Consider the following 25,720-nt stretch of genomic DNA (forward strand, 5'->3'; position numbering starts at 1 on the left):
GGGGACGTGTCTGCCTAGCGTGGGCGGACAGCTGATTTCCGGTGCGCAGAATAAGGAGTTCTCCATGCGTGAACGCCTGGGCGAACTTGCCGCTCTTCAAGGCGAGTTGCTGACAGGTTCCGATCCGGCGGCCACCGAGCGCCAGCACGCCCGGGGCAAGCTCACCGTCCGCGAGCGCCTCGCGCTCCTCCTGGACAAGGGCTCGTTCACCGAGGTCGAGGGGTTGCGGCGGCATCGCGCCACCGGCTTCGGCCTGGAGGCGAGAAAGCCGCACGGCGACGGCGTCGTCACCGGCTGGGGCACCGTCGACGGACGGCAGGTGTTCGTCTACGGACACGACTTCAGGATCTTCGGCGGGGCGCTCGGCGAGGCCCACGCCCAGAAGATCCACAAGATCATGGACCTGGCCGAGGCCGCCGGGGCCCCGCTGATCGCGCTCAGCGACGGGGCGGGCGCCCGTATCCAGGAGGGGGTGACCGCGCTCGCCGGATACGGCGGCATCTTCACCCGCAATGTGCGCTGCTCCGGCGTGATCCCGCAGATCAGCGTGGTCCTCGGGCCGTGCGCCGGCGGCGCCGCGTACTCGCCGGCCCTCACCGACTTCGTGTTCATGGTGCGCGGCACCGCGCAGATGTACATCACCGGACCCGACGTGGTGCACGCCGTCACCGGCGAGCGCGTCGGCCACGACGAACTCGGCGGCGCCGACGTCCACTCGACGCGCTCCGGCGTCTCCGCCTTCCTGTACGACGACGAGGAGTCCTGCCTTCAGGACGTACGGCATCTGCTGTCGATGCTGCCCGCCAACAACCGTGAGCTGCCGCCCGACTCGGTGAGCGAGGACCCCGTGGACCGCAGCGGGGACGCCCTGCTCGACCTGGTGCCGGCCGACCCGCAGCAGGTCTACGACATACGCCGGGTCATCGAGGAGGTCGTCGACGACGGGGACCTGTTCGAAGTGCACGAGCTGTGGGCGCCCAACCTGGTCGTGGCCCTGGCCCGGCTCGGCGGCCAGGTCGTCGGCATCGTCGCCAACCAGCCGATGGCGGGCGCCGGCGCCCTGGACATCGCGGCCTCCGAGAAGGGCGCCCGGTTCGTGCAGTTCTGCGATTCCTTCAACATCCCTCTGGTGACCCTGGTCGACGTGCCCGGCTTCCTGCCCGGCACCGGCCAGGAGCACGACGGCATCATCCGGCGCGGCGCCAAACTGCTCTACGCCTACTGCAACGCCACCGTGCCACGGGTCCAGGTCATCCTGCGCAAGGCGTACGGCGGCGCCTACATCGTCATGGACTCCCGCTCCATCGGCTGCGACCTGTCGTTCGCCTGGCCCACCAACGAGATCGCCGTGATGGGCGCGGAGGGTGCGGCCAACGTCGTCTTCCGCCGTGAGATCGCCGCGGCCGACGACCCGGAAGCCGCCCGGGCCCGGCGCGTGGCGGAGTACCGGGAGGAACTCATGCATCCGTACTACGCGGCCGAGCGCGGCCTCGTCGACGACGTCATCGATCCCCGGCGCACCCGGGAGGTGCTGATCAGGTCGCTGCGGATGCTGCGCGCCAAACACGCGCAGCTGCCCGAGCGCAAGCACGGGAACCAGCCGGTATGAGCGCCGGACACCCCCACCCCGCCCCCGCGCCCACGGTACGGCTGGTGCGCGGCAGCGCCGACGCCGACGAACTCGCCGCGGTCCTCGCGGTGCTGCAGGCCGTGGCCGCCCGCCGCACCGCCGCCCAGAGCCACCCGCCCGCCGCCCCGGCCAGAGCGGCCTGGAGCAGACCGACCCGGCATCAGGCAGCCGGCACCTGGCGCGCAGCCGGCCCGCGCCCACGCGGCTGAACACACCCCGACCCGGGCGTGCCACTTTCGGGACACCGCGAACCCACTTGTGGAGCACAGGCGTTGAGCAGCGTCGAAGACGGCTCCTAGCGTGCTGAGCACCACCCGACACAGACACAGGACACAGGAGTCAGTCATGCCCGCAGCCGCGTCAGCAGGAGGCCACCCGATGAAGGCCCTGCTGCCCACCGGACGACCCGAGGAGATGGTCCAGCTCGGCGAGGCCGAGGTGCCGCAGCCCGCGCCCGACGAGGCCCTCGTCGAGGTCCGGGCGTTCTCCATCAACCGCGGCGAGGTCTTCCAGCTCCACGGGCCGCTGCGGCTGGGCGGCCGACCGGGCAAGGACATCGCCGGAATCGTCGTGCAGGCGGCCGCGGACGGCTCCGGGCCCGCCGTCGGCACCCGCGTCGTCGGCCACCCGCCGGCGAACGGCTGGGCCCAGTACGCCGCCGTACCCACCCACTCCCTGGCCGTACTGCCCGACGGCGTCTCCTTCGAGACCGCGGCCGCGCTGCCGCTGGCCGGGCTCACCGCCCTGCGGCTGCTGCGCGTGGCGGGCTCCGTCGCCGGCCGGCGGATCCTGCTCACCGGGGCGTCCGGCGGGGTCGGCCACTACGTCACCGAACTCGCGCTCGGTGAGGGCGCCGAGGTCACCGCGGTCACCGCGACCCCCGAACGGGGCAAGCTGCTCGCCGAGTTCGGTGCCACCGTCGTGCACGACCTCGACGACGCCGTCGGCCCCTTCGACGTCGTCCTGGAGTCCGTCGGCGACACCTCCACGCCACGTGCTCTCGCCCTGCTGCGTGAGCGCGGCCAGCTGATCTGGTTCGGGCAGGCCTCCCGGCAGCCCGCCGAGCTCAGTTTCTTCGCGTTCTTCAAGGGCCCCCGCTCGGCCACCGTGCGCCACTTCCACTACGAGCACTTCGACGAGCCGTTCGGCACCGACCTGGCCGCGCTGGTCCGGCTCGTCGACAGCGGCCGGCTGCACCCGCAGATCGGCCGTCTGGAGGACTGGCGGCACACCGCGACCGCCCTCGGCGACCTGCGCGACCGGCGGATCACGGCGAACGCCGTCCTCACCGTGGCGCCGTAGCAACACCGGGTGCCGACGGGGCGTCAGCGAGCTGCCGCCAGCGCCGCCCGCAGGTGCCCGTCCGCGTCCTCCAGCAGACGCGCCGCCGTGGGGCCGTCCACGCCGGCGAGGAGGGCGAGGATCGCGTTCTTCACCTCGCCGTCGGTGGCCGCGAGGGCACGCTCGATCTCGTCGTCCGAGGCACCCGTGGCGAGGGCGACGATCCTTCGCGAGCGGGCGCGCAGCTTCTCGTTCGAGGCGCGTACGTCGACCATCAGGTTCCCGTAGGTCTTGCCGAGCCGGATCATCGTGATCGTGGAGAGCATGTTGAGGACGAGCTTCTGCGCCGTGCCCGCCTTGAGGCGGGTGGAGCCGGTGAGCAGCTCCGGTCCTACGACGACCTCGATGCCGTGCTCGGCGGCCGCCGCGAGCGCGCTGTCCGCGTTGCAGGCGAGGCCGATGGTCAACGCGCCCAGGGCGCGGGCGTGCTGCACGGCGGCGATCGCGTACGGGGTGCGGCCGGAGGCGGAGATGCCGACGACGGTGTCGGCGGCGAGGAGGCGCAGGGCGTCGAGGTCGCTGCGGGCGAGCTCCGCGGAGTCCTCGGCGCCCTCGACGGAGGTGACCATGGCGTCGGGGCCGCCCGCGATCAGGCCCACGACCTGCTCGGGGTCGGCGTTGAAGGTGGGTGGGCACTCGGAGGCGTCCAGCACGCCGAGCCGGCCGGCCGTGCCCGCACCGGCGTAGATCAGCCGCCCGCCCCGCGCCATCCGCTCGGCGACGGCGTCGATCGCGGCGGCGATGGCCGTAAGCTGCCGGGCCACGGCTGCCGGGACGGTGGCGTCCTCGCCGTTCATGAGCCGGGCGATGTCGAGCGTGGCCAGCCGGTCGATGTCGGCGAGCTCGGGCCGGAAGGCCTCGGTGGTCAGCGATTCCAACTCGGCGCGGAGATCACGGGGGTTGGAGATGGAGGTCATGGGGGCGGCTCTTTCGGATGTGCGGTCAGGTCTCTTGTCTGCGACTGCCTGCGCCTACCTGCGGTGCCGGTGCGCCAGTGCCTCGTACGAAGCGGCCAGCGCCGGCGCAGCCGTCTCGTACGTCTTCTGCGCCACCCCCACGAACAGGCAGTCCACCACGAGGAGCTGACTGGTCCGGGAGGACATGGCCGCGGGCCTCAACTCGCTCTCCCGCGCGGTCGACGTCGTCAGCACATGGTCGGCGTACTGGGCGACCGCCCCGTCCGGCCGTCCCGTGATCGCCACCGTCGTGGCCCCGCGCTCGAAGGCGACCCGCAGCGGCTCGATGACGTCCCCGGTGGACCCGGAGTGCGTGATCGCGATGGCGACGTCTCCCGACCGCAACTGCACCGCGTTCGTCACGGCCAGATGCGGATCACTGTGCGCCTGGGCCATCAGCCCTATTCGCAGCAGTTTCTGCGTGAGGTCCTGGGCGACGAGGCCGGACGCCCCGACGCCGTACACGTCGATGCGCCGGGCGACCGCCGCCGCGGCGACCGCCGCCCCCAGCTGCACCGTGTCCAGCCCGGCCGCCGTATCGGCCAGCGTCTGCTGCTCGTCGTACGCGAGTTTCGCCACGACATCGGCGATCGGGTCGTCGACCGCGATGTCGGTGGTGATGGCGGGTGCCCGCCCGGACTGCTGCTGCGCCGCAAGCCCGGCGAGCGCCAGCCGCAGATCCCGGTATCCCGGATACCCGAGCAGCCGGGCCGTCCGTACGACCGTCGCCTCGCTGGTGCCGGTGAGCTCGGCGAGGCCGGTGACCGTGAGGGCCGCGCAGCCGGCCGGATCACCCGCGACGGCCTCTGCGACGCGCTGCATGGAGCGGGTCATCGAGGGCGCGAGCGTGCGCACTTTCGCGGCGAGGGCGGCGGGAGCGGGAGGCGCGCTCGCCCGGCCCGAGGAACCGGCGAAAATTTCCTTCACGTTCTGATTCACTCTTGAAAGATATTTTCGGCTCGGCGTCCCGGTCAAGAGTGCGCACAATGGGAGCATGGATCCCATCAGCCCCCTGGAGCAGGCGCTGCACGCGGCACGCGCCCTCGTACTCGCCGATCTGGCCGCGGGCGAGGTCGCCGCGGCGGACGTGGTGTCCATGGTCGAGGAGTCCGTCGTCCAGCGGCGATGGTGGGTGGAGCAGTGGCCGCAGGGCGTCGATTACGTCGCCGGGCTGGTCGCGCAGGACGTCCAGGACTCCCTGCTGGAGAGATACGGCCGCTGGCCCCTGTGCCCCGTCTGCGGCGGCGGCGACCCGCACGCCCTCGACGTCGAGCCGGAACTCGGCCCCGACCCGCACTGGGTCTGCCACAAGGCGGGCGTGAAGGTCGCCCCGGTCGGCACGCTGTCGTCCACCACGGGCGGGTCGTCGTCCTCGTGACCGTGTACATCGACCCGCCGACCTGGCCCGGACACGGGCGGATGTGGTCGCATCTGATCAGCGACGTCTCGTACGAGGAACTGCACGTCTTCGCCGAGAAGCTGGGCGTACCGCCACGCGCCTTCGAGCGGGACCACTACGACATTCCGTCGCACCGGTATGCGGACGTGGTGGCGGCGGGGGCCCGGGAGATCGGCTCGAAGGAGCTGGTGCGGCGACTCACCGAGGCGGGGCTGCGGCGGCCGAAAGGGCGGGTTCAGCGCCCCAGTTCGTAGGCGATCCCCTCCTCGTCGTCGCCCACCTTCCTGAAGCCGGCGCGGCTGACCACCGCCTGGGACGGGAGGTTGTCCCGTTCGATCGTCGCGAAGAGCGTGTGTACGTCGTCCCTCGCCAGCGCCCATTCGGCGAGCGCGCGCAGGGCCTCGGTCGCGTAGCCGTTGCCGCGGGCCGCCTCGGTGAGGTCGTAGCCGATCTCGGCGCGGCCCTCCTCGTCGGGGACGCCGTGGAAGCCCATGCCGCCGATCGCCCGGCCGTCCTCGCGGCGTACGAGGGCGAAGACCCCGAACTCCGGGCGGTGCACGCCCCCCTCGTATGCCTTCAGCATGAAGCCCGAGGCGTCCCGGGTGCCCTCGAAGGGGCCGCCGTCGAGCCAGTCGAAGCCGCCGTCGCCGCCCGCCACCAGGTCGCGCGCGGCCGCGGGTGTGATGCCCTGCAGGGTGAGGCGGTCGGTGGGCAGGACCAGGTTGTTGTTCCAGCGCCACTCGGCGAGGCGGGCACGGCCGGGGAGTTCACCGCGGCCGGTGGCCCACAGGAACGTGCGCCAGTGGTCCGGGCCCGGCTGGACGTGCGGGAAGATGCGGGTGAGGACGGACTCGGCCAGTGCGGCGGGGGGTTCGTACTCCAGGCCCAGACCGCCCGCGATGTCGTACGTGTGGGCGAGGACCTCGGCGATGCCCATCGCGGCGAAGCCCTCGCGGTTCGCGCTGCGGAACGGGTACGGGTGGAAGCCGCGGGCCTCGCGCGGCGCGGTGCGGACGGCCGCGGCGAGCAGGGCGCCGGTCGTCTCGATCACGTGCAGCAGGCCCGCGTTGTCGGTGCCCTCGTCGAGGCTGATCGCGAAGGGGACGTAGCTGTCCTGGGCTCGTCCGGCCAGGTTGGCGGCGTACGCGATGAGGTCCTCCGCGATGTGGAACGCCGTCTCGTGGCAGTTCCACTCCAGTCCGGAAGCCTTCACCTCCGTCCAGTCCCGGTCCACCGCCGGCCGCAGCGCTGCCACGCAGCCCGCCACGGCCTCTTCCACCTGGTCCCCGCCCCATGGATGCATGGGCCGCAGACTATGCGGCCGGGCCGGTCGGAAGCGACAGCATTTCCAGCTCGGAGGTGAGGTTGTAGCGGGCCGTCGCCTCCCAGTGCTTCTGTCCGTACGGCGTCCTGAACAGCCGTGGCAGGTCGAGGAGCTGGCGCAGGATCGCGGCGCGGCCGGTGCGGAAGGCGTCGCTCGGGACGAAGTGGTACTCCTCGCGTACGGCGGCGGTGTAGACGGCGTACGCGGACGGGGGCGACGCGAGGATCGCCAGGTCGGCGTCGCACAGGACCTGGCCGTCGCGGTCGTCGTCGGCAGGGTCGTGGGTGACGGTGAGGCGGACCAGGCGGGCCACCTCGGCGGTCTTCGCCTCCGGGACGCCCGCCTCGGGGAGGGCGCGCTCGGCGAGGCGGGCCGAGCGTTCCTCGTTCTCGGAGCGGTCGGGGAAGTAGACCGCGTCGTGGAACCAGGCGGCCAGGCGCACGACATCCGGGTCCGCCGCGTACTTCTCCAGTACGTCGACGTGGTCGAGGACCGCCGTGAGGTGCGCGAGCGTGTGGTAGTGGCGCTGCGGTTCCTGCCAGCGGGCGAGGAGGTTGTCCGCGTACGGGGCCGGGTCGGGGCCGGCGGCCGGGGAGCGGGCTCCTTCCAGGGCGCGGGTCCAACGGGTGCGCAGGGCATCGACATCGGGGCGGGCGTGATCGGCCATGCGCTCATTCTCCCGCCTCTCCGGCGTCTTCGACTTCGGCCTCTCCCGTCGATCACCCGGCGCCCCTAGCGTGGCCCCCATGACGACAACTGACGACGTACGCGACCCCGAACTGCCCGGGCGCCTCCTGGCCGTCGAGCGCGACGCCCTGATCCCGCTCCTGCGCGCCCGCCCGGACGCCGACTTCGCTCTCCCCACCACCGCGTGTCCGGGGTGGACGGTGCGGGACGTACTCGCGCACTGCTCCTCCGCGCTGCTGCGGGTGGTGGAGAGCCGTTTCGAGGAGGGCGTCTTCTCGCCCGCCTCCAACGACCGGGACATCGCCGAGCGCGCCGACTGGTCGAACCAGCAGGTCGTGGACGAGCTGGAGCGCGGGATGACCGACGCGGGACCGGCGATCGCCAAGGCGGGCGGTGTACTGGACCGGGTCGCGCTGGGCGTGGGGGTCCCCCCACGCCCTTAAGGCAGTGGGGGAGGGTGCACGCGGGCGACGTACGGGACGTCTGGGGTGAGCCGCAGGCATACGGAGGCCCCGGACTCCCGGACGCCCTCACCCTCCTCGCCCGGATCACCCGCGAGCGGGGCCGCCTGCCGCTGCACGCCGACCTCGACGATGGGGGCACCTCCCACGCCTTTAAGGCAGTGGGGGAGGACGAGCCGCTGCTGCTGGGGGAGGCCAGCGGTGAGCGGAACCCCGCGCGTTTCATCGGCGACTCCGCAACCCTCGTACGGCTCTACGCGGGCCGTCCGGTGCCGGAGGGCACGTCGTACGAGCTGGTGGGGGCGGAGGCGGCGGAGCTGAACATGTTCGGCTGACGGACCGCGGCTGCGGCAGGGGCCGGGGGTGGTCTTGCGGCGGTCGCCCCCGGCCGGCCCCCTCGGCACGCTGAGTCGCCCCCGCCGCCCCTACCCGTCCCGTACCCGGGGCCAGCCCCCGGACCCCCGCTCCTCAAACGCCGGAGGGGCTGAATTTTCTCCGACCGGGGCTTCATCTTTCAGCCCGTCCGGAGCCCCTCGCAGCGCCGGGCCCCGGGGGGCGATCTCGCGGTCGTCCACCCCGCCGTCGTACCCTGAGATTGGACTAGACCTGTAGTCACTCCAGGGGAACACCGACGGAAGGGGCCCTATGAGCATGCGTGCAGTCCTGGAGGTGATCGCCCTCGACGCCGAGGACGCGGTCGCCGCCCAGGCCGGAGGCGCGGACCGGCTGGAGCTGGTCGCCGACATGGCGGCCGACGGGCTGACCCCGCCGGTCGAGACCTTCGCCGGGATCCGTGCCGCCGTCGACATCGACCTGCGCGTGATGCTGCGGCCCGCGGACGGGTTCGCCGCGGGGGACGCCGAGGGTGTCGCGCGGCTGGTCCGGGTCGCCCGGGAGATGCGGGCGGCCGGGGCCGACCAGTTCGTACTCGGGTTCCTCGACGCGGACGGGCAGGTCGACCTGGACGCCGTGGAGCGGCTCGTGAGGGAACTCGACGGCTGCCGCTGGACCTTCCACCGCGCGATCGACCGGGCCGCGGACCGCGACGCACTGCGCAAGCAGCTGGACGGCCTGCCGGGGCACGACACCTATCTCACGGCCGGTTCGCCCGCCGGGGTGGACGACGGCCTTCCCACACTGCTCGCCGAGGCGGCGCGCTGCGGGGAACCCGGCTATGAGCCGCGGATCATGGTGGGCGGGGGCTTGCGGCTGGAGCACGTGCCACAGCTACGGGCTGCGGGGATCGACGCCTTTCACATCGGCGGGGCTGCCCGGCCGGGGGGCTGGGACGGGCCCGTGTCGGCGGCTGCGGTGGCCGAGTGGCGGGCGGTGCTGGACGGGAACTAGCGCTTCAAAGGGACAGCGGCCCCCACCGGCCCAGCAGAACAGCCCCTCGCGCTTCAGGACACCGTCACCGGCGCGGCGGGCATCGCCCGCACAGCCGGCGGACCGCCGCCGGTGCGTCGTACTGCTGGGACCCTTCCGAGGGGACATGACAGAACGGAAGAGCACCCTACTCGGCCAGCTGCGGCGGCAACGGCGCCGCATGCGTCACGATCAGCCCGGACACCGCACGGGTCAGCGCCACATACAGGCGGCGCAGACCGGTCCGTTCGTCGGGCTCGCCGTCCACCACGGCCCGGGGCTCGTCAAGGACCACGTAGTCGTACTCCAGGCCCTTCGCGAGCGACGCCGGGACCAGGGTGAGGCGGGTCTCGGCCGTCGTCTCCTCGCCGGGGGCCAGGTAGGTGATTCCGGCCGCCGTCAGAGCCTGAGCCAGCGCCGGGACGCGGGCGTCGGCGGCGATCAGGCCGGTCGAGCCCTCGTTGCCGAGCAACTCCTCGCAGGCGGCGACCACTTCGGAGGCGTCCCCGATCGGGCGGAGGGCGAAGAAGCCCGGGTTCTCGCGGACCGACGCGACCGGTGTGAGGCCGGGGGCGATGTGCGGCAGCAGACGGGAGGCGTAGGTGATGACGTCCGTCGGGACGCGGAAACCGGCCGTCAGCTCCTCGATCACGCCGTCCGTCTTGCCGAGGTGGGCGAGCGCCTCGTCCCAACTCCGCGTCGCCCAGGGCGTGGTGCCCTGTGCCAGGTCGCCGAGGACCGTCGCCGAACCGGTGGTGCAGCGGCGGCCGACCGCGCGGTACTGCATGGGGGAGAGATCCTGCGCCTCGTCCAGGACCACATGCCCGAGGGAGTGCGTGCGCTGGACGAGGTCCGTCGTCTCGTCGATCAGCACCGCGTCCGCGGGCGACCACTTGGCGGCTTTGACACTCCGCACGGGCTTCGCCCAGAGGATCGTCTTCTGCTCGTCCTCGTCCAGGACTCCGTCCGCGTGCACGGCGAGGAAGTCCGCGTCTGTCAGCAGGCGCAGCACCAGTTTCGCCGGGTCGACCGGCGGCCACATCTGTTTGACGGCCGCCTTGACCGCCGCGTTGCGGGCCACCGCGTCCTGCACCCGGTCGTCCGGCGCCTCTCCCGACCGCTCCATCTGTACCAGTACGGCGTGTGCGATGCGCTGCGGGAGGGCCTCGCGGGCGGCGCCGTAGCGGATGCCGCGGTCGAGCAACTCCCGGACGATGGCCTCCAGTTCGTATGAGGGCACCCGCCAGCGGCGTGAGCCGCGCACCACGACGAGCGGCTCGGTCGGCATGGTGACGTGGGACTGGACGGCCCGCCGCAGCACCTCGGCCATCCTCGCGTCGCCCTTGATGACCGCGGCCGCCGCGTCGTCGGTACCCCGGACCTCGATTCCCCTCGCCACCAGGTCGTCCACGGTGGCCTGCTGGACCGTCAACTCGCCCAGTGCCGGCAGGACTTGCTCGATGTAGTGCAGGAAGGACCTGTTCGGCCCGATGACGAGCGTGCCCGTCCGGGCGAGCCGCTCACGGTGGGCGTAGAGGAGATACGCGACGCGGTGCAGGCCGACGGCTGTCTTTCCGGTCCCGGGACCTCCCTGCACGCACACCGTCCCGCCCAGCCCGGACCTGACGATCTCGTCCTGCTCGGGCTGGATGGTCGCCACGATGTCCCGCATCGGGCCCACGCGCGGGCGCTCGATCTCCTGCTGGAGCAGCTTGCTGGTACGGGCGGCTTCGGCCGGGTCGGAGAGGTGCTCGTCCTCGTACGCGGTGATGTCGCCGCGGGTGTACCCGAAGCGGCGGCGCAGCGCGATGTCCAGCGGGTCCTTCTTCGACGCCCGGTAGAACGGCTGCGAGACCGGCGCCCGCCAGTCGATCACCATGGGGTCGCCGTCGTGGTCGTGCACGTGCCGGCGCCCGATGTAGAATCTCTCCCCCTCCGCGCCCTCGGCCTGGTCGGCGCCCGGGGAGTGCAGGTAGTCGAGGCGGCCGAAGAACAGCGGGGTGTCGCTGAGGTCGGCCAGCGCCTTGATGCGCTCGTCGATCTGGCGGGCCAGGACCTCGGCGTTGACCCAGTTCGCGGTGACGTCCCTGATGTCGAGCGACTCGACGTCCTCCCGCATGGCGCGCAGGGCGGCACGGGATTCGGCGAGGTGGGCGCGCTCGCGGGCGAGGGGGTCGTCGAGAGGGGTGGGGTCGTCGACGGGCGTGGACAAGGCGGTGCCTCCGAAGGTGCTGCGGGCTCGGGCTGCGAGGTGCCGACCGGTTTCCGTCCGGGCGGCGGCGCTCCGTGGAGGGAGGCGGGCAAGAGCGGAGATTGTAGGTGAACGGGGGAGACGCAGGCCAATGGTTTTCCACCCCCTGCCCTCCCCCTCCGGGCCCCCTAGGGGATGTCCCCGTCATACCAGGGAGGGAGGGCCAGGACCGGAGTCGTACGCGGCGACGAAGGAGTTTCGGTCCGCAGACCGATGCTCCCTTTATGCCTGCCGATCCACCATGGATACATGAGCGCAGCAACCATCACCCCAGGCCCCGGCCGGCCGGGTCCGCCCGGCGCCACCCCCGTCCTAGGCAGCCACCGCCACCGCCTCGGCGACGCCCTGCGCGCCCTGAAGGTGTTCGTGGGCGCCGCCTTCGACGTGGTCATCCTCGGCGAGTACGGCGAGGAAGCGGGCGTACGCCGTAAGTGACGGCACCGACGCCCGGCGGCTTCCCTACGGGGGACTTGCTGTGCTCAGCCCTCCGTCAGGAGTTCGTCCGCGTCCACGATCCGGTAGGCGTAGCCCTGTTCCGCCAGGAAGCGCTGGCGGTGGGCGGCGAAGTCCTGGTCGATGGTGTCGCGGGCGACGACCGAGTAGAAGTGCGCCTGGTGGCCGTCGGCCTTGGGGCGCAGTACCCGTCCCAGCCGCTGGGCCTCCTCCTGGCGTGAGCCGAAGGTGCCCGACACCTGGATGGCGACCGTCGCCTCCGGCAGGTCGATCGAGAAGTTCGCGACCTTCGAGACCACCAGCACGCTGATCTCGCCCTCGCGGAAGGCGTCGAAGAGCTTCTCCCGCTGGGCGTTGGAGGTCTCGCCCTTGATGACGGGCGCGTTCAAGTGCTCGCCCAACTCGTCGAGTTGGTCGATGTACTGCCCGATGACGAGGATCTGCTGACCCGCGAAACGGCGCACGATCGCCTCGGTGACCTTCCGCTTGGTCTCCGTCGTCGCGCAGTAGCGGTACTTCTCCTCCTGCTCGGCGGTGGCGTAGGCGAGCCGCTCGGAGTCGGTGAGGTTGACCCGGACCTCCACGCAGTCGGCGGGCGCGATGTAGCCCTGCGCCTCGATCTCCTTCCACGGCGCGTCGAAACGCTTGGGACCGATCAGCGAGAACACGTCGGACTCGCGTCCGTCCTCCCGTACGAGGGTCGCGGTCAGCCCCAGCCGCCGCCGCGCCTGCAGATCCGCCGTGAACTTGAAGACCGGCGCGGGCAGCAGATGCACCTCGTCGTAGACGATCAGCCCCCAGTCGCGGGAGTCGAAGAGCTCCAGGTGCGGGTAGACGCCCTTCCGCCTGGTGGTCAGCACCTGGTACGTGGCGATGGTGACCGGCCGGATCTCCTTGCGCGTACCGCTGTACTCACCGATCTCCTCCTCGGTGAGACTCGTGCGCTTCACGAGTTCGTGCTTCCACTGCCGCGCCGAGACGGTGTTGGTGACGAGGATCAGCGTCGTCGACTTCGCCTGCGCCATGGACCCGGCGCCGACGAGCGTCTTGCCCGCGCCGCAGGGCAGGACCACGACCCCGCTCCCGCCGTGCCAGAAGTTCTCCACGGCCTGCTTCTGGTACGGGCGCAGCGCCCAGCCGTCCTCGTGCAGCTCGATCGGGTGCGCCTCGCCGTCGACGTATCCCGCGAGGTCCTCGGCGGGCCAGCCCAGCTTCAGCAGCGTCTGCTTGATCTGCCCGCGCTCGGACGGATGCACGGCCACGGTGTCCGGGTCGATCCGCGCCCCGACCAGCGGAGCGATCCGCTTCGAGCGCAGGATCTCCTCCAGCACCGGCCGGTCGGTGGTGGTGAGCACCAGTCCGTGCGCGGGGTCCTTGCTGAGGGTCAGCCGCCCGTACCGGTCCATGGTGTCCGCGACGTCGACCAGCAGCGCGTGCGGCACGGGATACCGGCTGTACTGCACGAGTGCGTCCACGACCTGCTCGGCGTCGTGCCCGGCCGCCCGCGCGTTCCACAGGCCGAGCGGCGTCACCCGGTACGTGTGGATGTGCTCGGGCGCCCGCTCCAGCTCCGCGAACGCCGCGATGGCCCGGCGGCACTCGTCGGCCTGCTCGTGGTCGACCTCCAGGAGCAGGGTCTTGTCGGACTGGACGATGAGTGGACCATTCACGCGGGGCACCCTTTCCGTGGGCCGGACGTCTTGGCCAAACGTCTCGGCCAAACGTCCAGTGTGCCGCATACGCGGATGATCACGGGAGGTCGTGAAGCAGCGGTAACCGACAGCGGCCGGTCGTGTTCGGCCGTGGTCAGTCGTCCGCGAGCTCGGCGACCCCGGTGACCCGGTGCAGCGGATACGTGCGCACCTCGTCCGCCGTGTGGTCGTACGCCGTCACGAAGCCGCCCTCGACGCGGATCGGGGCGATGACGCGCTGGCTGGCGGCACCCTCGGCGTTGACGTAGCCGATCCACAGGGCCTCGCCGGTCAGGACGGCGGCCTGCATGGTCGCGAGGGTCTCGGCGGAGGTGGTGCGGGGGAGGTCGCCGCCGGGCGTGGCCGACGGGGTCTGCTTGCGCGGGGTGGTGGAGGCCAGGTCGCCGGCCCGGATCGCGCGGATCGCCGCCGCCAGGAGGGTGGCGTCGGGGGTCGGCGGGCCGTCCGGGACCGGCTCGGGGGCGGTGCGCGGCGGGGTGCGGTGGGCGTCGGCGCGGGTGATCAGGACGTCGCCCTCCGCCGACTCGGCGGCCGGTGCGAAGCCCATCGCGCGCAGCCCGTCGAGCAGGGTCGCGGGGTCGGCCTGGGTGGCGAGGACGGTGGGCGCGAGGCGGCGCAGCCGCAGGGCCGCGGCGCGCTTGTCGGCCATGATCTCGTTGAGCATCGTGTCGTCGTCGCAGCGCACGTACGCCGAGGCCGCGCCCACCCGCAGATGCCCGTGTTTGCGGGCCACGTCGTCGATCAGGTATGTCAGCGGCTGCGGTACGGGCGTGCGGGAGTGGGCGCTCAGGAAGGCATGCAGATCGGTGGCTGTGCGGCCCGCGTCCAGGGCGCGCCGTACCGAACCCGGCGTGAAGCGGTAGACCGTGGCCCCGCCCTTCGACTCCACGTCCGCCAGTACGTCCAGCATGTCGGCCAGCGGGCGCTTCAACGGGCCGGGGGCCACCGCCGTCAGGTCCGCCTGGAGCAGCACGTGGTCCAGGGGCTCGGGGAGGAGCGGGGCGAGGAGCCGTACGGCCGCGGCGGAGGCGGTGGCCTGCTCGGTGGGGGACAGGGGCTCCACGGTGAGCGGCACGTGGTGGACGGGGAGCTTGTCGCCGGGGCCCTCCTGCGCGGGCTCGGCGTCCTTCGGCGCGGGTGCGGGCGCGGGCGCCCCGAGCAGCGCCCTGCCGTGCGCCGACAGCGCGCCCCGGCCCGTCACGCCCAGCATCTCGGCCTCCGAGAGGGCCCAGCCGGCGAGCCGTCCGCGCAGGTCGTCGTTCTGCTGGGGGCCGCGCAGGGGCCGCTCCCAGCGCAGCCGGGCCAGGACGGACTCGGCGGACGGGGCGGCGCCCTCCGGCAGCCCGGCCAGCAGGCTCAGCACCCGGTGCCGTACCTCCGGGGCCGCGGAGCGGTCGAGGCCCGGCCCGAGCGCCGACAAGGTGCGTTCCTTGGCGTCCCGCCCCCCGACGACGCCCGCCGTCCGCGTCGCCGTCAGCCACGCCTGCGCCAGCTGCGCCCAGCGCTCGGCGGGCGGCAGCTCCAGCCACTCGTCGTGGGCCGGGGTCGCCGCATACCGCTCGTCGGCCTCCCCGTCGGAGGCCAGCAGCCCCGCCGCGTACGCGAGCTCGACCCAGAAGGCGGCGACGGGCTCGGACACGTCGAGCGCGACCGCGGTGCGCTTGAGGTCGCGCACGCTGAGACCGCCCGCCCGCAGCACCGCGGGCCCGCCCTCGTCCCAGTCCTTCAGCAGCTCCTCCACGGTCGCCAGCGCCGTGTACGCCTGCCCGGCCGCCGTCGTGTCCACAACCTGTGGACGGTGCGTGGCCGTCACCTCCAGGGCGGGCGGCAGCGGCTCGACGGCACGATGCGCACGGCCGCCGCGCAGATGCAGGGCCACTTCCCGGGGGAGTACGACGGTCCCGGGCGCCGTCGGCAGCAGCAGCCCGCGGTCCAGGAGCCAGCGCAGCCGGGGCGCCGGATCGGCCGTGACCTGCCCGTACGGCGGCCCCCACACCAGGCGGTCCAGCACCTCCCGGGACTCCGGGGACGCCTCGGCCAGCAGCGCCGTCATCCGGGCGCGCTCGCCGAACAGGGCGGTCAGCGAGGCCACGGCGGAGACGGAGTCGTGCGTCGAGGGCAGCCCGACCGCGGTGACGATCTCCTGGATCCGGCCCGGCGACATACCCGCAGTCGCCTCCTGCGCCGTGGGCCCGAGCCCCGTCGGCGACGGGTGCTGCGGCGACGGCGCGAGCAGCTCTCGGGCCGTCCGCACCAGCCGCAGCCGGTCGTCGCCGCCCCACACCAGGGCCTGCTCACGCAGGGTCCCCAGGGCACGGGGGAGCGCCGCCACGACGGCCGGGTCGCCTCCGTCACCGCTCATCAGCCCGAGCAGCTCCTCGTACCCGGCCGGTTCCGCGGCCACCGCCAGCGCCTCGGCCGTCTGCAGTGCGAAACGGTCCAACCGCTCCAGCGCCCGCACGACCGACGCACGGGTGCCGGCCCGGGTCGCCAGCTGGGTGAGGTCGGTGGGGACGGGCGTGATGAGATCGGGGCGGGCGCGCAGCAGTGCCGCCAGGGAGGCGTCGTCCCTGTTGCGCAGTGCCTCTGCGAGTGAACGCGGAGCGGCCGGGGTGCTCATCCGACCCACGGTAGCGGGTGGGCCCGCGTCCCTGGGGGCTCCGCCCCCAGACCTCCGTCGGCCTGCACGGCCTCGTCCTCGAACGCCGGACGGGCCGGATTGGCCAACGGGACGTTTCGTAGTTGGCCGGCGGATGAACTTCAGCAGGACGATTGCGGCAATCCTGGCCCCACCCGGCACCCACTGGTCACCCTGGGCTCCCTGTCAACTGCACGGTGGTTGCGGGCGATTGGGTGTTCGACGGACACGGGGGAACTGGGGGCCCGGGGTGAACCTCGACTTCGACAAGTGGGTTGCTCTCATCAGCGTCGGCTTTCCCTTCGCGGCGTTCCTGTGGGAGTTCGCCGTCGTCGGCCGCAAGCGGCTCGGCTACCGCGTGCAGATGGACACGCTCGCCGCGGACGCGAGCCAGTCGCCGTACGCCGGAGTGCTGCGGGACATGCAGCAGGACGGCCACCACCTGAAGGATCCTTCCTTCGTCCTGCTGCGGATCGAGAACGCCGGCACCGCCCCGATCGAGGAGGGCGACTACCTCACCCCCGACAGCGACCCGTGCGGCATACGCGTCACCTTCCGGGAACGCCAGGTCGCGGCCCTGGTGGTCACCGAACTGAGCCAGGACGAACTGCGCGACGCCTTCATCCGGGACAACCAGGCCGTCCCGGGCTTCGGCCACGACAACCACCTGCCCGAACGGCAGGGCGTCATCCGGCTGCCGAAGGTGAAGCTCCCGGTGCGGGCCGAGTACAAGGTCCTGGTGGTGCTGGAGCGCTGGCCCGACGACCAGAGCAGGGAGCCCTTCCCGAAGCCCGTCTTCCGCGGTGCCGTCGGTGGCCGCCGCCGCTGGTTCGACCCGGTGCTCCGGTTCTTCCGGTTCAAGGTGGCCAGGACCGAGAGCCATGTCTTCGCGTCCCGCCCGGCCTGGTTCGGCATCATCCTGCTGGCGATGGCCGTCATGGTCCAGGCGGGCCTGACCCTGTTCGTACGCGACGAGCCCGCCCCGCTGGACTGCGTCGGCGGCACCCTCCACCTCGGCGGCTCCACCGCCTTCGCACCCGCCGTGAAGGCCGCCGCCGACGAGTACGTGAAGCTGTGCGCGGCCAAGGGCGCCCACATCCCCGTCGACGGGGGCACCTTCCAGGGCAGCGGGAACGGCGTGGCCGCCCTGGAGAAGACCGGCGCGGACGCCGGGATCTCCGGCGCCGAAGGGCTCCGCGACCACATCGCCTTCACCGACGGCCCGGCCGAGGGCAGCCACCCCCAGATCCTGCCGCGCCCGGTCGCGTACACGCTGTTCACACTCGTCGTCAACGAAGACGCCAAGGTCCGCAACCTCTCCCTGCAGCAGGTCCGCGACATCTACGCCAGGAAGATCACCAACTGGTCCGAGGTGGGCGGTGCCGACCTCCCCGTCCATCTCGTCGACCGCTACCGCAACTCCGGCACCCGCAACGCCCTCGAGAAGCGCGTCCTCAAGGGCCGGCCCGTCCCCGAGGCCGACGTGAACGACTGCACCGCCCTGGACCGCAACAAGCCCGGCGTCTGCGAGGCCGACAGCACCGACAACCTGCTGGACCGAACGGCCGCCATCCCGGGCGCCCTCGGCTACAGCGAGGTCAGCAGCGTGCCCTCCGGCCGTCTCGTCAAGCTCCGCATCGACGACATGCCGCCCACCCTCGAGGGCGTCGAGAACGGCACCTACCCGTACTGGCAGACCGAGTACGCCTACACCTACGGCGAACCGCCCGCCGACTCCGTCGCCGCCGCCTTCCTGCGCTACCTCACCGACCAGGGCGGCAAGGACGTCCTGCGCCAGTACGGCAACCGCCCCTGCTCGGAGACCCGATATCCGCTGGTGTGCCGACCGACGTGACCCGCGGCCTGCGCTACCGTCGTCACCACGGGAAGTACGGGAAATCCAACGCACCCACCCCAAAGGGGACTTCGTGGGTATCGAGAGCGACAAGGTCGTCTACGAGTATCTGAGCCGCGTCGGCGACGTGGCGCAGCAGCGGCAACTGCCGTCCGCCGCACGCATGCGCCTGGTGTCGGAGCTGCGGGGCGAGATCGACCGCCGCCGGGCGAAGGCCACCGTGGACAGCCCGGCCGCGGTCCGCCGCATCCTCTCCCGGCTCGGCACCCCGGACGAGGTCGTCGCAGCGGTGGGAGGCTCCGGCTCGGTCCCGCAGTCGGCCCCGGCCCATGTGCCGGTACAGCGCGACGACGAACCGGACGACAGCAGGCGCCTGCCGAAGAGCCTGCGCCGGTCCGTACCGCGCCCCCGCCCCGCCCAGCCGGCCCCACCCGAGAGGCCCGCCGCCTCCCCGCCGCACATGGCGAGCGCCGAGGAACTCGGCAACAGCGCGACCCAGCCCGACTGGTGGCGGGTCGACAGCACCCCCTTCGGCGAAAGCGTCCCCGGATTCACCGGCGGTGTGGAGATCCCCGACCTGCTCAGGCCACCGCGCCCGAAGGAACTGGAGAAAGAGCCGCCACCGGCCGTCGAGCAGGCCCCGGAAGCCGAGGAGGAGACCGCACCCGAGGCCCCCGCCCCGCGGCGCCGCCTCGCGCTCCCCGCCGGCGGCTGGAGCAACCCGCTCCTCCTGATCGCCGCCGGCCTGCTCGTGGTCGGCGCCGTCCTCGGCAACTGGTTCGCCCTGCTCCTCGGCTGGCTCATCGCCTACGCCTCCCGCCGCCTCACCCGCAACGAGTCCAAGTGGGCGGTCATCGGCATGCCCGGCCTCGCCATCACCGCCGGCCTCATCTGGCTCTGGGGCAGAAACACCGGCCGCTGGGGCACCCCCATACCCCAGGGCCACATGAACGAGGCGATCGCCCAGACCTGGCCTTGGGTGGTACGGGGGGCAGCACTGGCATCGGCGCTGTTCATCACTTGGCGCTCACAGAGGCGCCCCTGAGCGGCGCTGTTCATCGCCTGGCGCTGACACAACGAGTAGGACCGAACCACTGGGCACAATGACCCATATGGCCTACCCAACAGCGCTCCCGCCCACCGTCGGCTTCGACCTCGACATGACCCTCATCGACTCCCGCCCCGGCATCCACGCCTGCTACCTCGCCCTCTCCGAGCGAACCGGGACGTACATCGACGCCGATCTCGCGATCACCCGCCTCGGACCACCCCTCGCCGAGGAACTGATCAACTGGTTCCCGCAGGAGCAGCTGGCGGAGATGGCCGACCTGTACCGCTCGATGTACCCCGCGATTGCCATCGCCGCCACCCCCGCGCTGCCCGGCGCCCGCGAGGCCATCGCCGCCGTACAGGCGGCCGGCGGACGCGCCATCGTCGTGACGGCCAAGTACGAGCCGAACGCCAAGCTGCACCTGGAACACCTCGGCATCCATCCCGACGAGGTCGTCGGCGACCTGTGGGCCGAGCAGAAGGCGGAGGCGCTGCGCGAGCACGGCGCCGGGATCTACGTCGGCGACCACACCGGCGACGTACGCGGCGCGCGCAAGGCCGACGCGCTGTCGGTGGCCGTGGCGACCGGACCGTGCAGCGCGGAGGAACTGAGCACGGCCGGGGCGGACGTCGTCCTCGCGGACCTCACGGAGTTCCCCGGCTGGCTCGCGGACTACCGCCCGGCGCGCGCTTGACGGCGGCCCGCCGCGATCGACCGCAGCACTCCGGCGCCGGCGATCAGGAAGCCGACCCCCATGAGCATGCTCAGTCCGAACATGTATGTCGGAAATGGCTTCGCGTGGAGGAACAGCGGAGCCACTGTGACGAGTGTGGCCAGGGCACCGAGGAAGAACACGATGGCACCGGCACGGATCAGTCGGTCACCGGGCTCGGCGGAATTCGTTTGGGTTTTGTCACGCACCGGACCAGGGTAGTTCCCTGCGCGAAGGAACAACCCGGCGACGTCTTGTCACCGGCCTGAAGACCATTAGCCTTGGTACCGGCGGGTCCGCGACGACCCGCCCGAGTGCTATCAAGAGCCGTTTCCGAAGCAGTTTTCCGACGAGTACGAGGACGAGGACAGACGTGCCCACCGGCAAGGTCAAGTGGTTCAACAGCGAGAAGGGCTTCGGCTTTCTCTCCCGTGACGACGGCGGCGACGTCTTCGTCCATTCCTCGGTCCTCCCCGCCGGAGTCGAGACGCTCAAGCCGGGCCAGCGAGTGGAGTTCGGTGTGGTCGCCGGCCAGCGCGGCGACCAGGCGCTTTCCGTCACCGTCCTGGACCCGACCCCCTCGGTCGCGGCCGCCACCCGCAGGAAGCCGGACGAACTGGCTTCCATCGTCCAGGATCTGACGACCCTCCTGGAGAACATCACCCCGATGCTCGAGAAGGGCCGCTACCCCGACAAGGCCTCTGGCGCGAAGATCGCGGGCCTGCTGCGCGCGGTCGCCGACCAGCTGGACGTATAACCCTCAACAATTCCCGTATCCCTTACGGGAATTCGAGCGCATCCGGGCCGAGGGGCGGCACCAGCCCCTCGGCCCGCCGCTGCTCAGGGAGACGACAGGCTTCGGGTCCGAGTGCCGGCACGGGGCCTTCGGCTGCTGCACTTGGCTCCTCTTTCTGCCGCCCTTGCGCCGCTTCGCGGGCTGCGGGCGGCTGCGTCGGCCTCCGGCCGTCGGCCGCTGCTCAGGGAAACGACAGGGCTTCGGGTCCGAGTGCCGGCACGAGGCCTTCGGCTGCCGCACTTGTGAGCAGCCCGCGTACGGCCGCGTAGCCGTCCTCGCCGAGGTCGTGGGTGAACTCGTTGACGTACAGGCCGATGTGCTGGTCGGCGACGGCCGGGTCCATCTCCTGGGCGTGCTCCATGACATACGGGCGGGAGACCTCGGGCTCGTCCCAGGCGGCCCGTACCGACGAGCGGATCGACTCGGCGAGCCCCTTCAGCACCTCCGCCCCCAGCGACCGCTTCGCGATGATCGCGCCCAGCGGGATCGGCAGCCCGGTGGTGTCCTCCCAGTGCTCGCCCATGTCGGCGAGCTTGTGCAGGCCGTAGTTCTGGTACGTGAAGCGCGCCTCGTGGATGACGAGCCCCGCGTCGACCTTCCCGTCCCGCACGGCGGGCATGATCTCGTGGAACGGCATGACCACGATCTCGCCGACCCCACCGGGCACCGTGTCGGCGGCCCAGAGCCGGAACAGCAGATAGGCGGTCGACTTCTCGCTCGGCACGGCGACGGTACGGCCCGTCAGATCTCCCGGCCCACGGGTGAGCACCAGCGGCCCACAGCCCCGCCCCAGCGCACCCCCGCACGGCAGCAGCGCGTAGTCGTCGAGGACGTACGGCAGCACGGCGTACGACACCTTCAGCACGTCGAACTCGCCGCGCTCGGCCATGCCGTTGGTGATGTCGATGTCCGCGAAGGTCACATCGAGCGCGGGTGCACCGGGGACGCGGCCGTGGGCGAGGGCGTCGAAGACGAAGGTGTCGTTCGGGCAGGGGGAGTACGCGATCTGCAGGGACTGTGCGGGGTGTACGGGCTCACTGGTCATGCTGGTTCCAACTCTCCAGTACGGGCGCAAGCTTCCCGAAGGCCTCCGTCAGGGCCGTAAGGGCGTCGCCGATGCGCCAGGCGGCGCGGTCGCGCGGACCGACCGGGTTGGAGACCGCGCGTATCTCCAGCACCGGCACGCCGTGCGCGGCGGCCGCCTCGGCCACCCCGAAGCCCTCCATGGCCTCGGCGAGGGCACGGGGGTGGCGGGCGCGCAGGGCGGCGGCGCGCTCGGCGGTACCGGTCACGGTGGAGACGGTGAGTACGGTGCCGGCGCGTGCCCCGGTCGCGGCCGCGAGGTCTCGTACGAGTGTTTCCGGCGGACGATGGGTGACGGTCCCGAAGCCGAGTTCCGTCACCGGGACGAAGCCGTCGGGCGTCTCGGCGCCCAGGTCGGCCGCGGTGATCTCGTCGGCGACCACGAGGGAGCCGACGGGGGCCTCGGGCTGGAAACCGCCGGCGATTCCGGCGGAGACCACCAGGTGGTAGGGGCTGCCGCTGAGGGCGGCGGTGGTGAGGGCGGTCGCGGTGGAGGCCGCGGCGAGCGCCGGGCCCACACCGGCGGCGATCACCAGGTGGCCCTCGCCCGTGAACGCCCGGGCCACCGCGTCCCGTTCGACGGGTACCGCGGCGGCCACGAGGATACGTACCGAAGACACGAGGGATCCGGCGGGCTCGGCAGGCGGGGTCAGGCGTTCTTCTTGAGCTTGAAGGACCACAGACCGGTGACCGTGCTGCCGCTCTTCTTGCCGTCGCCCGCCTTGATGGTGACCAGGGTGGAGTTGCCCTGGGCGCCGTACTGGGCGTTGAAGAAGACGCTGCCCGGGATGGTCCGGTAGGTCTTGTTGCTGTCCTCGGTCAGCGGCTGACCGTTCATCAGGATCGTCCACCGCTTGTCGGCGATCTTGGGGTCGACGCCGAAGCGGACGGTCTCGTCGGGGTCGACCGAGATGGACTTGATGTTCTTGTCCTTGAGGCACTTCGCCAGGTCCGCGACCTGCAGGGACTTGCCCTCGCCGCCGCAGGTGGCCTCCGAGCTGACGGAGGAGCGGCCGACCGTGATGGTGGACAGCGGCGTCGGCTTGTCGCACGCCGACAGGACGAGCAGTCCGGCGGAAACGGCGCCGGCGGCGGCGACGGCGCGGCGGCGTCGCACAACGGATTGCATCGAGGTCATGGGCGAAGGCTATAGGGCCCGTCCGACGCTCTCTTTACCTGGGGTGCGGCGTGCCCCTGTGTTACGCCACGCGAGGCTTCGACGCGCCCCCGTGCCGGGCCGAGCCCAGCAGCCCGCGGACGGTGGTGAGCCAGCCCAGGGCGATCACCGCTGCGGCCAGGGACAGCCCCGCCGCGCCGTTGAGCGGCATCACGATGCCGATCGCGCCGCCCAGCACCCAGGCCATCTGCAGCATGGTCTCGGAGCGCGCGAACGCCGACGGACGCACCGTCTCGGGCACGTCCCGCTGGATCAGCGCGTCCAGGGCCAGCTTGGCCAGCGCCTGTGAGAACCCGGCGACCGCGGCGAGACACGCCACCAGGAACGCACCGAAGAAGATCGCGGCGGTGATCGCCACGCCGAGCACGATCGGCAGCACCGTCACGACGATGATCTCCGGAGCCCGCTGCCGCAGCCACGCCCCGACCGCCGTACCGAGCGCGTTGCCCGCGCCCGCCGAGACGGCCACCAGGCCCAGCGACACCGCCGCGCTCTCGCCGGTCAGCGGATGCTCGCGCAGCAGGAAGGCGAGGAAGAAGGTCAGGAACCCGGACAGCCAGCGCAGCGCCGCGTTGGCGCCGAGCGCGTGGGTGACCGCGATACCGACGGTTCTCAGGCCCGGCTTCTTGACCGGTTTGATGTGCGGCCCGTGCAGATGCGCCGCGTCCGCCGCCAGCAGCGCCGTGTCCTCGCCCCTGGCCGAGTCCACCTTCGGCGCCAGGGAGAAGGACAGGAACATGCCCCAGATGTAGATCACGAAGGCGCCGTACAGCGGCCAGCGCGGACCGATGGCATGCAGCCCCGCCCCGATCGGCGCCGCGACACCGGTGGCGAGGAGACCGCCGAGCGTGACCCGCGAGTTCGCCTTCACCAGGGAGAACTTGGGCGGCAGCAGCCGGGGCACGACCGCGCTTCTGACCACCCCGTACGCCTTCGAGGCGACCAGCACGCCCAGCGCGGCCGGATACAGCTCCAGGCTGCCGCCGGTCACGGCCCCGGCGATGATCAGGGCCAGCAGCGCCCGGGCGAGCATCGAGCCCGCCATCGCGGCGCGGCGGCCGTGCGGCAGCCGGTCGAGGAGCGGGCCGATGACGGGGGCGAGGACGGTGAAGGGCGCCATGGTGATGGCGAGGTAGAGCGCGACCCGCCCCCGCGCCTCGTCGGTCGGCACGGAGAAGAAGACGGTGGAGGCGAGGGCGACGGTGACCATGACGTCACCGGCACCGTTCACCGCGTGCAGTTCGATCAGCTTGCCGAGGCCCGACTCACCGGCGCCGTGCGCATGCGTGGCCTTCCTGATCCCGCGGGCCGTTCCGGTCACCGGAAAGTGCAGCGCACGGCCGATCGCGCGGAGGGACCCGACGAACCGGCCCGAACCGCCACCACGACTGCTGCCCCTTATCCCACCGACCCCGGTGGTTCCTTGGGGCGTCCTTGCGGCTGCCACTCCGTCATAGTGCCCCGAGAAACCTGTGTGTAGTGCGGTTACCGCGCGTATGGGCGCGTAGTTCCTCCGCTTTTCCCAGGTGCATGCCAGATAGTTGCCGTGCCCGCGGGGGGAAACCTCCCGTCGGTGTAGGCCGAGCGGTCGGGAGAAGGTAGCGTGCGTAGCGCGTCGTGGCGAACGTTCTCGGCCGCGCGCCTCTCGGACATCCCGCAGAATGGATGCATGAGGTGCGCCCGAGTGCGATCGGGCGCGGACGTCGACGCGGTCCCCCGGTCCGCTCCGTCCGCACCCACCGCCTTCAGGCCGGCGCACCCGAGTGACGGCGTAGGAGAGAAGCGATACCTGTGAGCGCAGCGACAACGCGAAGCCGCACCCCCGACCGCCTGTGCGCCGAGGCCGTCGACCTCGCCCGCGCCGCCGCCGAGGAGGCGGCCGCGCCAGGCGTGGTCGGCGAGCATGTGGGGCTGGAGTCCGAGGGCGACCGCGTTGTCACGCACTTCTTCGAGTGCAAGGAACTCGGGTACCGCGGCTGGCGCTGGGCCGTGACGGTCGCCCGTGCCTCCCGCGCCAAGTTCGTCACCCTGGACGAGGTCGTCCTGCTGCCCGGCCCGGACGCGCTGCTGGCCCCGGAGTGGGTGCCGTGGAGCGAACGCCTGCGCCCCGGCGACATGGGCCCCGGCGACCTGCTCCCGACCGACGCCGAGGACCTGCGCCTGGAGCCCGGCTACTCCGGCGACGAGGAGCCCGTGCCGAACGCGGCCGTCTCCGAGGAGATGGCGGAGCTGGTGGAGGCGGAGGACGCCGAGGTCACCGCGGGCGCCCCCGCGAACCTGCCCGTCGTCCCGTCCCGCGGCTCCATCGCCTCGGTCGCCGAGGAACTCGGCATGCGCCGCGCCCGCGTCCTGTCCCGCTACGGCCTGCATGTCGCCGCGGACCGCTGGGAGGAGTCGTACGGCGCCAAGACGCCGATGGCGCAGGCGGCACCGGCGTCCTGCGTGAGCTGCGGCTTCCTGCAGCCGATCGGCGGTTCACTGGGGCAGGCCTTCGGCGTCTGCGCCAACGAGTTCTCCCCGGCCGACGGCCGAGTGGTGTCCCTGGCCTACGGCTGCGGGGGCCACTCCGAGGCCGCGGTCATGCCGAAGCCTCCGCAGCCGGCGCCACCGGTGATCGACGAGACCCGGGTGGACCCGTTCCCCCTGCGGCCCGCGCCGGACTCCGGGTCCGTGCCGGTCGTCTCCGACGGGGAAGCGGCGGACCTGGGGCACTCGTAGGCCCGCGGGGTATGTGCTGGGGAGCTCCGCCCCCAGACCCCCGTCGGCACTGAAGGGGCCTCGTCCTCAAACTCCCCCACTCTCGGCTTCGCTCGAGCGGGGGAGTTTGAG

General features: G+C 72.2%; 24 protein-coding genes and 1 pseudogene. 13 read left to right on the forward strand and 12 right to left on the reverse strand.

From position 1 onward, the window contains the following. Window positions 1-64 precede the first annotated feature (64 nt). The 3 genes from AB0N07_RS37225 to AB0N07_RS37235 all read left to right on the forward strand — a co-directional run bounded on the left by AB0N07_RS37225 (window position 65) and on the right by AB0N07_RS37235 (window position 2,932). Entirely contained in the window at window positions 65-1,609 is a 1,545-nt protein-coding gene (locus AB0N07_RS37225; RefSeq protein ID WP_365842942.1) for an acyl-CoA carboxylase subunit beta, read from the forward strand. Beyond that, window positions 1,606-1,839, forward strand: coding sequence for an acyl-CoA carboxylase epsilon subunit (locus tag AB0N07_RS37230; protein ID WP_365842944.1), 234 nt, complete (start codon window positions 1,606-1,608; stop codon window positions 1,837-1,839). The genes AB0N07_RS37225 and AB0N07_RS37230 overlap by 4 nt, the downstream gene beginning before the upstream one ends. A gap of 169 nt (window positions 1,840-2,008) precedes the next feature. After that, a complete protein-coding gene (locus AB0N07_RS37235; RefSeq protein ID WP_365842984.1) occupies window positions 2,009-2,932 on the forward strand; it encodes a zinc-binding dehydrogenase in 924 nt (307 codons plus the stop codon). Window positions 2,933-2,955: 23 nt separating this feature from the next. Here the strand turns inward: AB0N07_RS37235 and murQ are convergent, their stop codons facing one another. After that, complete coding sequence (gene murQ, locus AB0N07_RS37240) at window positions 2,956-3,888, reverse strand: N-acetylmuramic acid 6-phosphate etherase (protein ID WP_365842946.1); 933 nt, start codon at window positions 3,886-3,888, stop codon at window positions 2,956-2,958. Between the two features lie 54 nt (window positions 3,889-3,942). Then, the gene (locus AB0N07_RS37245) at window positions 3,943-4,866 is read right to left on the reverse strand and encodes a MurR/RpiR family transcriptional regulator (RefSeq protein WP_365842948.1); all 924 of its coding nucleotides are present in this window, start codon (window positions 4,864-4,866) and stop codon (window positions 3,943-3,945) included. Between the two features lie 55 nt (window positions 4,867-4,921). Between AB0N07_RS37245 and AB0N07_RS37250 the strand changes: the two genes are divergently transcribed. Both AB0N07_RS37250 and AB0N07_RS37255 read left to right on the forward strand, forming a co-directional pair. Next, window positions 4,922-5,305, forward strand: a complete 384-nt coding sequence (locus AB0N07_RS37250; protein ID WP_365842950.1) for a hypothetical protein — start codon at window positions 4,922-4,924, stop codon at window positions 5,303-5,305. Next, entirely contained in the window at window positions 5,302-5,580 is a 279-nt protein-coding gene (locus AB0N07_RS37255; RefSeq protein ID WP_365842952.1) for a DUF4031 domain-containing protein, read from the forward strand. Before AB0N07_RS37250 ends, AB0N07_RS37255 begins: the two co-directional genes overlap by 4 nt. On the opposite strand, the gene AB0N07_RS37260 is transcribed toward AB0N07_RS37255, so the two are convergent. Together AB0N07_RS37260 and AB0N07_RS37265 are read right to left on the reverse strand one after the other, a co-directional pair. Next, a complete protein-coding gene (locus AB0N07_RS37260; protein WP_365842954.1) occupies window positions 5,562-6,629 on the reverse strand; it encodes a GNAT family N-acetyltransferase in 1,068 nt (355 codons plus the stop codon). The genes AB0N07_RS37255 and AB0N07_RS37260 overlap by 19 nt on opposite strands. Window positions 6,630-6,639: 10 nt before the next feature. After that, complete coding sequence (locus AB0N07_RS37265; RefSeq protein ID WP_365842956.1) at window positions 6,640-7,317, reverse strand: hypothetical protein; 678 nt, start codon at window positions 7,315-7,317, stop codon at window positions 6,640-6,642. Window positions 7,318-7,396: 79 nt separating this feature from the next. Here AB0N07_RS37265 and AB0N07_RS37270 point away from each other — a divergent pair. Continuing rightward, window positions 7,397-8,133, forward strand: a pseudogene (locus tag AB0N07_RS37270) (maleylpyruvate isomerase family mycothiol-dependent enzyme). A 310-nt stretch (window positions 8,134-8,443) separates the two neighbouring features. Further along, on the forward strand, window positions 8,444-9,145 hold the full coding sequence (locus tag AB0N07_RS37275; protein WP_365842958.1) for a copper homeostasis protein CutC: 702 nt from the start codon (window positions 8,444-8,446) through the stop codon (window positions 9,143-9,145). Window positions 9,146-9,311: 166 nt separating this feature from the next. Here AB0N07_RS37275 and AB0N07_RS37280 read toward each other — a convergent pair whose 3' ends face one another. After that, window positions 9,312-11,375, reverse strand: coding sequence for a UvrD-helicase domain-containing protein (locus AB0N07_RS37280; RefSeq protein WP_365842960.1), 2,064 nt, complete (start codon window positions 11,373-11,375; stop codon window positions 9,312-9,314). 288 nt (window positions 11,376-11,663) lie between these two features. Between AB0N07_RS37280 and AB0N07_RS37285 the strand changes: the two genes are divergently transcribed. Further along, window positions 11,664-11,849, forward strand: a complete 186-nt coding sequence (locus AB0N07_RS37285) for a hypothetical protein (RefSeq protein ID WP_365842962.1) — start codon at window positions 11,664-11,666, stop codon at window positions 11,847-11,849. A 44-nt stretch (window positions 11,850-11,893) separates the two neighbouring features. Here AB0N07_RS37285 and AB0N07_RS37290 read toward each other — a convergent pair whose 3' ends face one another. Both AB0N07_RS37290 and AB0N07_RS37295 read right to left on the reverse strand, forming a co-directional pair. Further along, window positions 11,894-13,537: a DNA repair helicase XPB gene (locus AB0N07_RS37290; RefSeq protein WP_365842964.1), complete on the reverse strand. Its 1,644-nt coding sequence runs from the start codon at window positions 13,535-13,537 to the stop codon at window positions 11,894-11,896. A gap of 136 nt (window positions 13,538-13,673) precedes the next feature. After that, window positions 13,674-16,199 carry a helicase C-terminal domain-containing protein gene (locus AB0N07_RS37295; RefSeq protein WP_365842966.1) on the reverse strand — a complete coding sequence of 842 codons (2,526 nt, stop codon included), beginning with the start codon at window positions 16,197-16,199 and terminating at the stop codon, window positions 13,674-13,676. 268 nt (window positions 16,200-16,467) lie between these two features. On the opposite strand from AB0N07_RS37295, the gene AB0N07_RS37300 reads away from it, so the two are divergent. The 3 genes from AB0N07_RS37300 (at window position 16,468) to AB0N07_RS37310 (ending at window position 19,817) form a co-directional block, all read left to right on the forward strand. Next, window positions 16,468-18,072, forward strand: a complete 1,605-nt coding sequence (locus tag AB0N07_RS37300; RefSeq protein WP_365842968.1) for a substrate-binding domain-containing protein — start codon at window positions 16,468-16,470, stop codon at window positions 18,070-18,072. 73 nt (window positions 18,073-18,145) lie between these two features. After that, on the forward strand, window positions 18,146-19,117 hold the full coding sequence (locus AB0N07_RS37305; protein ID WP_365842970.1) for a hypothetical protein: 972 nt from the start codon (window positions 18,146-18,148) through the stop codon (window positions 19,115-19,117). Window positions 19,118-19,175: 58 nt separating this feature from the next. Further along, window positions 19,176-19,817, forward strand: coding sequence for an HAD family hydrolase (locus AB0N07_RS37310; RefSeq protein ID WP_365842972.1), 642 nt, complete (start codon window positions 19,176-19,178; stop codon window positions 19,815-19,817). Here AB0N07_RS37310 and AB0N07_RS37315 read toward each other — a convergent pair. Continuing rightward, window positions 19,796-20,044, reverse strand: a complete 249-nt coding sequence (locus tag AB0N07_RS37315; protein ID WP_030941140.1) for a hypothetical protein — start codon at window positions 20,042-20,044, stop codon at window positions 19,796-19,798. The two genes, AB0N07_RS37310 and AB0N07_RS37315, sit on opposite strands and share 22 nt — an antisense overlap. A 164-nt stretch (window positions 20,045-20,208) precedes the next feature. Between AB0N07_RS37315 and AB0N07_RS37320 the strand changes: the two genes are divergently transcribed. Further along, complete coding sequence (locus tag AB0N07_RS37320) at window positions 20,209-20,592, forward strand: cold-shock protein (protein ID WP_323178095.1); 384 nt, start codon at window positions 20,209-20,211, stop codon at window positions 20,590-20,592. Between the two features lie 220 nt (window positions 20,593-20,812). Here AB0N07_RS37320 and AB0N07_RS37325 read toward each other — a convergent pair whose 3' ends face one another. From AB0N07_RS37325 to AB0N07_RS37340, 4 genes are all read right to left on the reverse strand, one after another. Then, a complete protein-coding gene (locus AB0N07_RS37325) occupies window positions 20,813-21,676 on the reverse strand; it encodes a 1,4-dihydroxy-6-naphthoate synthase (RefSeq protein WP_365842974.1) in 864 nt (287 codons plus the stop codon). Further along, a complete protein-coding gene (locus AB0N07_RS37330) occupies window positions 21,666-22,334 on the reverse strand; it encodes a futalosine hydrolase (RefSeq protein ID WP_365842976.1) in 669 nt (222 codons plus the stop codon). The genes AB0N07_RS37325 and AB0N07_RS37330 overlap by 11 nt, the downstream gene beginning before the upstream one ends. A gap of 29 nt (window positions 22,335-22,363) precedes the next feature. Beyond that, window positions 22,364-22,852 (reverse strand): DUF2771 domain-containing protein, encoded by a 489-nt coding sequence (locus AB0N07_RS37335; RefSeq protein ID WP_365842978.1) that lies wholly within the window; start codon window positions 22,850-22,852, stop codon window positions 22,364-22,366. Window positions 22,853-22,913: 61 nt separating this feature from the next. Next, the gene (locus AB0N07_RS37340) at window positions 22,914-24,338 is read right to left on the reverse strand and encodes an MFS transporter (RefSeq protein ID WP_365842980.1); all 1,425 of its coding nucleotides are present in this window, start codon (window positions 24,336-24,338) and stop codon (window positions 22,914-22,916) included. 344 nt (window positions 24,339-24,682) lie between these two features. Here AB0N07_RS37340 and AB0N07_RS37345 point away from each other — a divergent pair, with 344 nt between their 5' ends. Next, a complete protein-coding gene (locus AB0N07_RS37345) occupies window positions 24,683-25,609 on the forward strand; it encodes a DUF3027 domain-containing protein (RefSeq protein ID WP_365842982.1) in 927 nt (308 codons plus the stop codon). The last annotated feature ends 111 nt before the right edge of the window (window positions 25,610-25,720 follow it).

It is taken from the genome of Streptomyces sp. NPDC051172, from assembly GCF_040682555.1.
Taxonomy (GTDB): domain Bacteria; phylum Actinomycetota; class Actinomycetes; order Streptomycetales; family Streptomycetaceae; genus Streptomyces.